At 71.3% G+C, this 7,082-nt stretch carries 8 protein-coding genes; 2 read left to right on the plus strand and 6 right to left on the minus strand.

Annotated features, from left to right (window positions below; genetic code table 11):
- Positions 1–20 precede the first annotated feature (20 nt).
- Positions 21–278, minus strand: coding sequence for a hypothetical protein (locus CCN39_RS00900; protein ID WP_086837897.1), 258 nt, complete (start codon positions 276–278; stop codon positions 21–23).
- A 210-nt stretch (positions 279–488) separates the two neighbouring features.
- On the opposite strand from CCN39_RS00900, the gene CCN39_RS00905 reads away from it, so the two are divergent.
- Positions 489–1,763, plus strand: a complete 1,275-nt coding sequence (locus tag CCN39_RS00905; protein WP_086837898.1) for a diguanylate cyclase — start codon at positions 489–491, stop codon at positions 1,761–1,763.
- Between the two features lie 36 nt (positions 1,764–1,799).
- Here the strand turns inward: CCN39_RS00905 and CCN39_RS00910 are convergent, their stop codons facing one another.
- A complete protein-coding gene (locus tag CCN39_RS00910; protein ID WP_086837899.1) occupies positions 1,800–3,152 on the minus strand; it encodes a TrpB-like pyridoxal phosphate-dependent enzyme in 1,353 nt (450 codons plus the stop codon).
- Positions 3,153–3,218: 66 nt separating this feature from the next.
- Between CCN39_RS00910 and CCN39_RS00915 the strand changes: the two genes are divergently transcribed.
- On the plus strand, positions 3,219–3,893 hold the full coding sequence (locus CCN39_RS00915) for a dienelactone hydrolase family protein (protein ID WP_086837900.1): 675 nt from the start codon (positions 3,219–3,221) through the stop codon (positions 3,891–3,893).
- A gap of 19 nt (positions 3,894–3,912) precedes the next feature.
- Here CCN39_RS00915 and CCN39_RS00920 read toward each other — a convergent pair whose 3' ends face one another.
- The 4 genes from CCN39_RS00920 to CCN39_RS00935 form a co-directional block, all read right to left on the minus strand.
- Positions 3,913–4,527, minus strand: coding sequence for a LysE family translocator (locus CCN39_RS00920; protein WP_086837901.1), 615 nt, complete (start codon positions 4,525–4,527; stop codon positions 3,913–3,915).
- Between the two features lie 2 nt (positions 4,528–4,529).
- Positions 4,530–5,291: a thioesterase II family protein gene (locus CCN39_RS00925; protein ID WP_086837902.1), complete on the minus strand. Its 762-nt coding sequence runs from the start codon at positions 5,289–5,291 to the stop codon at positions 4,530–4,532.
- The gene (locus CCN39_RS00930; protein ID WP_013230024.1) at positions 5,288–5,551 is read right to left on the minus strand and encodes an acyl carrier protein; all 264 of its coding nucleotides are present in this window, start codon (positions 5,549–5,551) and stop codon (positions 5,288–5,290) included. Before CCN39_RS00930 ends, CCN39_RS00925 begins: the two co-directional genes overlap by 4 nt.
- A partial coding sequence (locus CCN39_RS00935; protein WP_143263873.1) for a class I SAM-dependent methyltransferase occupies positions 5,548–7,082 on the minus strand: 1,535 nt, incomplete at its 5' end. The genes CCN39_RS00930 and CCN39_RS00935, both read right to left, overlap by 4 nt.

Below are 7,082 nucleotides of genomic sequence, written 5' to 3' on the forward strand. Positions count from 1 at the left end.
CGCCGGTCACCGGGCGGCGGTCAGGACCGCGTCCAGTCGGTCGGGCACTGCGGCAGCGCTGGCGCGACGCCGGGCCGGGTCCAATCGGTCGGCAGCTCGCGGACGGTCCAGTCGGTGGGGAGGTCGCGGGCGGTCCAGTCGGTCGGCAGCTGCCGCGGGGTCCAGTCGGTCGGGATCGCGCGGGTCCAGTCGGTGGGGAGCTGCCGGGTCCAGTCGGTCGGCCGCTGGGCACGGCGGCGGGACGGGACGATGTTGCTGCCGGTCAGGAAGTGCGACATGGTTTTCTCCTGGTTTGTGAGTGATCTGGCACGGTGCGTAACCGGACGGTAGCCTGACCGGCCTAGTGACACACCGCGTTCATTCGATTACAGTGACGAATTCTGCGAAGAGTTTCATCCTGAGCAGAAGGGCGTTTCGTGGGATTGTCCGGGTCCCCAGGGCGAAAGCCCAGCTCAGAACGTCCACGATCAGGTATCCGAACGTGGGCGATGTGGAAGCTGGCCACTCCGGTGTTCGGCTACGTCCTCGTCGTCGACGCGTTGGCGCTGCTCGTGGTCGTCTCGACGACCACGCTCGTCCCGGTCACCACGCAGTCGCTGCTCTGGTGTGGACTGATCCTCGCCGGCGAAATCGTGCACCTCGAAGCGGCGCAACGCATCGAGCGCATCCGCGAGCTCGCCGCCGACGGCCGTCCGCACATGCACCTGCAGTCGATCTGGATCTTCGCCGGGCTGCTCCTGCTGCCGCCGCCGCTGGCCACGCTGGTCATCGTCGTCAGCTACGCCCATTCGTGGGTCCGCGTCTACAAGCGACGCGGCGTGATTCACCGGAAAGTGTTCTCCGGGGCCACCGTGATCCTCGCCTGCGCCGCCTCGGGGGCCGTGCTGTGGACCGGCACCGGGCAGCTGGCGCCGTACGTGCCTCACCTGGACGGCTTCGGCGGGATGCTCGCGCTGCTGGTCTCCGGGCTCGTCTACTTCGGACTGAACTACGTCCTGGTGATCGTCGCGATCCTGATGAGCAACCCGGGAAAGCCGCCGCGGCAGGCGTTCGGCAACCCGTCCGACGTGCTGATCGTGCTGGCCGCGGTCGGCGTCGGCTGCGGTATCGCGCTGGTGATGACGGTCCGGCCGTGGCTGCTGCCGGTGCTCATGGTGACGCCGGTGGCGCTCCACATCGGCCTGCTGCTCCCCCAGTTCCAGGCCGCCGCGCGGACGGACTCCAAGACCGCGCTGCTCGCGCCGGAGTTCTGGGTCCAGCTGGCCCGCAACGAGCTGGCGCGCGCGGCGGAGCTGTCCTCGACGGCGGGCGTGCTGATGATCGACATCGACCACTTCAAGGCCATCGACGACGGCAACGGCCACCTGGCGGGCGACGAGGTCCTGCGCGCGGTGGCGGCGGCGATCCAGGGCTCGGTCCGCGGCGGCGACTACGTGGGCCGCTTCGGCGGCGACGAATTCGTGGTCCTCCTGCCGGGCACGACCAGCGCGGAGATCGCGTCGGTCGCGGACCGCATCCGCACGGCGATCGCGCGGATCGAGGTGCCGGTCCCGGTGATCCGCCCGGGCAAACCCGAGGTGATCACCGGTCTGACGGCCTCGATCGGCGCGGCGGTGTACCCGGAAACGGCCACGGAGTACACAATCCTGCTCCAGGCCGCGGACGACGCGGTGTTCGAGGCCAAGGCGGGCGGCCGCGACCGCGTGGTCCTGGCGACCGCCCGCACCGAGCTCACCCGCCCGGAGATCCCGGACGCCCACTAGGTGCGCTGCCCGGGACAGCGTCCCCGGACAGCACCGCTAGGGCAGCGTTGCCAGCGATGCCTCGAGCGTCGCGTCGGAAAGGTCGTTGTCCACCATGTCCCCGGCCAGATACGCGCCGTACGCGGGCAAGTCCAGGTGGGCGTGGCCGCACAGCGCCGTGAGGATCACCTTCTCCTCCCCGGTTTCCTTGCACCGCAACGCTTCCTGGATGCACGCCGCCAGCGCGTGCGTCGGCTCCGGTGCCGGGATGATGCCCTCGGACCGTGCGAAGCGCACCCCCGCCGCGAAGCACTCCTGCTGCCCGATCGCGATCGCCTCGATCAGGCCGAGCTCGTAGATGTGCGAGATCAGCGGGGACATCCCGTGGTAGCGCAGGCCGCCCGCGTGGATCGGGTCCGGGATGAACTCGTGGCCGAGCGTGTGCATCTTCAGCAACGGCGTGAGCCCGGCCGTGTCGCCGAAGTCGTAGGCGTACTTCCCGCGCGTCAGCGACGGGCACGCGGCCGGCTCGACCGCACGGATCACCGGGTCCATCCGGCCGGCCAGTTTCTCGCGCAGGAACGGGAACGCGAGCCCGCCGAAGTTGGAGCCGCCGCCGGTGCAGCCGACCAGGACGTCCGGGGTGTCGCCGGCCAGTTCGAACTGCTTGAGCGCTTCCTCGCCGATGACCGTCTGGTGCAGCAGCACGTGGTTGAGCACGCTGCCCAGCGCGTACCGCGTGTCCGGGTCCTGCGCCGCCTGCTCGACGGCTTCGCTGATCGCGATGCCGAGGCTGCCGGTGGAATCCGGGTGCTGCTTGAGGATCGCGCGCCCGGACTCGGTCAGCTCGGACGGGCTCGGGTGGACGGTCGCGCCGAACGTCTCCATCATCAGCTTGCGGTAGGGCTTCTGGTCGTAGGACGCGCGGACCTGCCAGACCTCGCACTCCAGCCCGTACTGGGCGCACGCAAAGGCCAGCGCGCTCCCCCACTGGCCGGCGCCGGTCTCGGTGGTCAGCCGCGTGACGCCTTCGGCCGCGTTGTAGAACGCCTGCGGCACCGCGGTGTTCGGCTTGTGCGACCCGACCGGGCTGACGCCCTCGTACTTGTAGTAGATCCGCGCGGGCGTGCCCAGCGCCTTCTCCAGCCGGCGCGCGCGGAACAGCGGCGACGGGCGCCAGAGCCGGTAGACCTCCCGAACCTCCTCCGGAATGTCGACATAGCGATCAGTCGTCACTTCCTGGGCGATGAGCGCCTGCGGGAACAGCGGCGCGAGGTCGTCCGGGCCGACGGGCTCGCGCGTGCCGGGGTGCAGCGGCGGTGGCGGCGGCTCGGGCAGGTCGGGGATGACGTTGTACCACTGGGTGGGGAGATCGGCTTCGTCCAGGACGTACTTGGTCTGCTCAGCCATCACGCCTCCTTGGTCGGCACCTCAACTTAGGACGCTCCCGGCCGCGGAACCAGTACGGTGACCCGGATGGAGAATGTGCTGACAAAGCTTCCGCTGTGGCTCCCGCCGTCCGGGCGCGGTCCGGGCCTGGTGCTGATCCAGGAGATCTTCGGCCTGGACGACTACCTCCGCTCGGTCGCGGCGGACCTCGCCGCCTCGGGGTACGTGGTGGCGGTCCCGGAACTGTTCTGGCGGACCGCACCCGGCTGGTCGTCGACGCACGACGAAGCGGGCGTGGCGGCGTCGATGCAGGTGATGGCGTCCTTCGACCCGGCGCTGGGGCTTTCCGACGTCCTGGCCACGGTGGCCCACCTGCGGTCCCTCCCGTCGGTGACGGGCGGCGTGGGCGCCCTGGGCTTCTGCCTGGGCGGATCGCTGGCCTTCGCGGCGGCCGCCGAGGGCGACCCGGACGTCGCGGTGTCGTTCTACGGCTCGACGGTGGCCGCGCAGATCGGCGGCCTGGCCGGGGTCGACTGCCCGATCCAGTTCCACTTCGGCGGGCAGGACCCGTACATCCCGCGGTCCGACGTGGCCGTGGTCGAGGCCGCGGTGGCGGCGCACCCGGGCGCGGAGATCCACGTGCAGGAGGAGGCCGGGCACGCGTTCCACAACAACGTCGCCCCGATGTTCCACCACCCGGAAGCCGCCGCGCGGGCCTGGGCGCTGACCACGGAGTTCCTGCGGCGCACGCTGCCGGCGTAGCCGGTCCGGGGCCGGCCGCCTACGGAATCCCCTGGATGGCCAGCCCCACTCCGAAACCGAGCAACAGCACGCCGGTGCTGTATTCGATGCCGGAGCGCACCTTGGGCCGGCGCAGCACGGCGCCGATCCGGTCGACCGTGAACACGTACAGGCTGAACCAGGTCAGGTACAGCGCCGCGAACACCCCGCAGTAGGTGAGCGCCTTGCCCAGCACCGGCCCGTCCGCGGGCAGGAACTGCGGCAGGAACGTCAGGAAGAACACCGCGAGCTTCGGGTTGAGCGCGTTGGTCAGGAACCCCTTGCGCAGGCAGCGCAGCGGCTTCCGGTCGGTCGGCTCCCCCGTCGGCTGGCTGGTCGCCGCCTTGCGGGCGATGCGGACCGTCTGCACCCCCATCCACACCAGGTAGATCGCGCCGACGACCTTCAGCACGGTGAACGCGATCGGGGACGCCACCAGGATCGCGGTCAGCCCGAGCGACGCCGCCGCGGCGTGCACCGACAGGCCGGTGGCGCCGCCCAGGGTGGTCATGAAACCCGACCCCTTGCCGCGGACCAGGGCCTGACGGGTGATCAGGGCCTGGTCCGGGCCGGGGATGATGATGATGACGAGCGCGGCCGCGATGAACACCCACATGGCTACGCCGCCCGATCCGCGACGGCGGCCGTCCGGACGACCGCGGCCAGCGCGCGCAGGACCATGGCCGGATTTTCCCGGAAGTAGAAGTGGCCACCGGGGAACTGCCGCACGGTGACCGCCTCCGTCACGTGCTCATGCCACGCGCGCAGCTCGTCCTCGCCGATCGAGTCGTCCCGGCCGCCGAACACGGTCAGCGGCACGGGCAACGGCTCCTCCGGCCGCCACTCGTACGTCTCCAGCACCTGGTAGTCGGCCCGCAGGTACCGGGCGACCATGCCCTTCAGCTCCGGATCGGTGAGGATCTCACCGGGCAGGCCGCCGTGCCGCGTGGCCACCTCGGCGATCAGCTCGTCGTCGGGCAGGCCGTGCACCGGAGGTTCGGTCCGCCGCGTCGAGGGCGCCGGGAAGCCGGAGACGATCAGGCGGTCCGGCAGCCGGCGCCCGGTGCGGCGCAGTTCGCGGACGACCTGGTAGGCGACCAGCGCGCCGAGGCTGTGCCCGAACACCGAGTACGGCGCGGTGGTCGGCATGACGTCGACCACCGCGGCCACCAGTTCGTCCATGGTGGACAACACCGGTTCGGACAGCCGCGACCCGCGCCCGGGCAGCTGGACGGCGCTCAGCTCGACGGAGGGCAGCTGGCGCGACCAGCGGACGAACTCCGCGGCCGACCCGCCACCGTGCGGGAAGCAGAACAGCTTGGGCCGGCCGGGCCGCGCCTGGCCCCGGACGAACCACCGGCCGGTGGGACGGGGCTTCACGAGCGTTCGCCCCCCACCGCTTCGACGGTCACCAGGTGCTCGACCACCGCGTCGATCGTCGGGTTGCTCAGCACCTCGATCGGCTGCACGGTCCGGCCGAGCACCACCGACAGGTCGGCGACGAGCACCAGCGTCATCGCCGAGTCGACCCCGAGCGACTCCCACGGCGCGCCCGGGTCGACCTCCTCGGTGCCGATGTCGAGGACGTCGGCGACGAACGTCGTCAGCCACGCCCGCAGGTCCTCCTCGTGCGCGTTCACGATGCGATCTCCGTAACGTCGGGAAGCAGCTCGGAAGCACCGAGGATCTGCTCCAGGTAACCGTCGAGGAGTTCGACGGTCGGGTATTCGAGCACCGTGGCCACCGCGACCGTGATGCCGAACGCCGAGGAGATGTTGGCGACCAGCCGGGCCGCGAGCAGCGAGTCGCCGCCGGCTTCCAGGAAGTCGTCACCGAGGTCGGCGTGGCTCAGGCCGAGCACCGTGCACCAGATCTCGACGAGCTTGCGCTGCCGGTCGGTGCGCGGCGGCTTGGCCGGCCGCCCGGCCGCCGAAGCCCGGCCGCGCGCCTTGGCGAGCGTGGCCCGGTCGACCTTGCCGGTGCTGGTGAGCGGGAGCTCGTCGATGGCGTGGATGGTGCTGGGCACCATGTGCTTCGGCAGGTGCAGCCCGAGGAACGCGCGCAGCTGCTCGCCGTCGAAGCGGCGGCTCTCGTTCGGCGCCTGGCCGACGATCACGTCGAAGCCGACCGAGGCCATCCCGCTGCCCTCGGGGGTCAGCACCGCCGTGTCCGCGAACCCGGCTTCCGCCAGCTCGGCGCACCACGTGGCCGCGTCGAGCAGCGGGTGCGCCGACCGCAGGCCGGTGTCCTCGTAACCGTCGAAACCCTGCTGCAGCCCCATGGTCAGGTCGAACCAGTCGTGGAACGCGGTCTGCTCGACCAGCAGCAGCAGCCCGCCCGGCGCCAGCACCGACCGCAGGTTGCCCACGGAGCGGCGGATCTGCTTGGCGTCGTGCAGCATGCTCCCGGCGATGACGAGGTCGAACGCCTTGCCGTCGAACCCCTGGATGTCGGCGGGCTTGTCGACGTCGAAGAGGTCGAAGCCGATGTTGGGGTAGTCCGCGTACTGTTCCCGCGCCTGCTCGGTGAAGTACGTCGAGATGTCGGTGAACGTGTACTCGGCCCGCTCGGGCAGCAGCGGCACGACGTGCTTGGTCAAGGTGCCGTACCCCGCGCCGACCTCGAGGATCCGCAGCGGCTTGTCCTCGGGCCAGGCCGCGGTGACCCGCCGGACGGCTTCGGCGGCGGCCTGGTGCACCGGGCCGAACAGGTGCTCGTAGACGGCCGGGGTGCGGTCGTTGGCGTACAGCTCGGCGGAGTGCATGTTCTGGGTGAGCACCCCCTCGACGTTCGCCGCGATGGTCATCAGCCAGTCGGTCAGGTCGCCCGGCACGCCCAGCTTGTCGCCGAGCACGCGGTGCGTGGCGGTGACCAGCTCGTCCGGAACGGCCGTCGGGAGCGCGCCCGGCAGCATGCCGCGCTCGGTCAGGTTGACGGCCGCGCGGTGCAGCCACCGCTCGTACCGCGCGGCCACGCCCGCGGAGCGCAGCAGCGCCGGGACGTCGACCTCGTCGGTCACGCCGAACGAGCTCAGGGCCACCGCGGCCGCGTGGGCGTACACGTCGTTCAGCTGCGCCCACGCCGCTTGCAGCTCCGCGGCCGACGGGCCGGGGGCGGGCAGCACGCCGTCGCACAGGGCGCGCCACGCCTGCGCCGACTCGGCCGGGTCGG

The organism is Amycolatopsis kentuckyensis, assembly GCF_002155975.1.
Lineage (GTDB): Bacteria > Actinomycetota > Actinomycetes > Mycobacteriales > Pseudonocardiaceae > Amycolatopsis > Amycolatopsis kentuckyensis.

What these genes read in the sequence shown, in the direction of transcription:
- CCN39_RS00910 (WP_086837899.1), bottom strand. Translation starts at nt 3,152, where the DNA reads ATGGCTGAGCAGACCAAGTACGTCCTGGACGAAGCCGATCTCCCCACC.
- CCN39_RS00900 (WP_086837897.1), bottom strand. Translation starts at nt 278, where the DNA reads ATGTCGCACTTCCTGACCGGCAGCAACATCGTCCCGTCCCGCCGCCGT.
- CCN39_RS00915 (WP_086837900.1), top strand. Translation starts at nt 3,219, where the DNA reads ATGGAGAATGTGCTGACAAAGCTTCCGCTGTGGCTCCCGCCGTCCGGG.
- CCN39_RS00905 (WP_086837898.1), top strand. Translation starts at nt 489, where the DNA reads ATGTGGAAGCTGGCCACTCCGGTGTTCGGCTACGTCCTCGTCGTCGAC.
- CCN39_RS00920 (WP_086837901.1), bottom strand. Translation starts at nt 4,527, where the DNA reads ATGTGGGTGTTCATCGCGGCCGCGCTCGTCATCATCATCATCCCCGGC.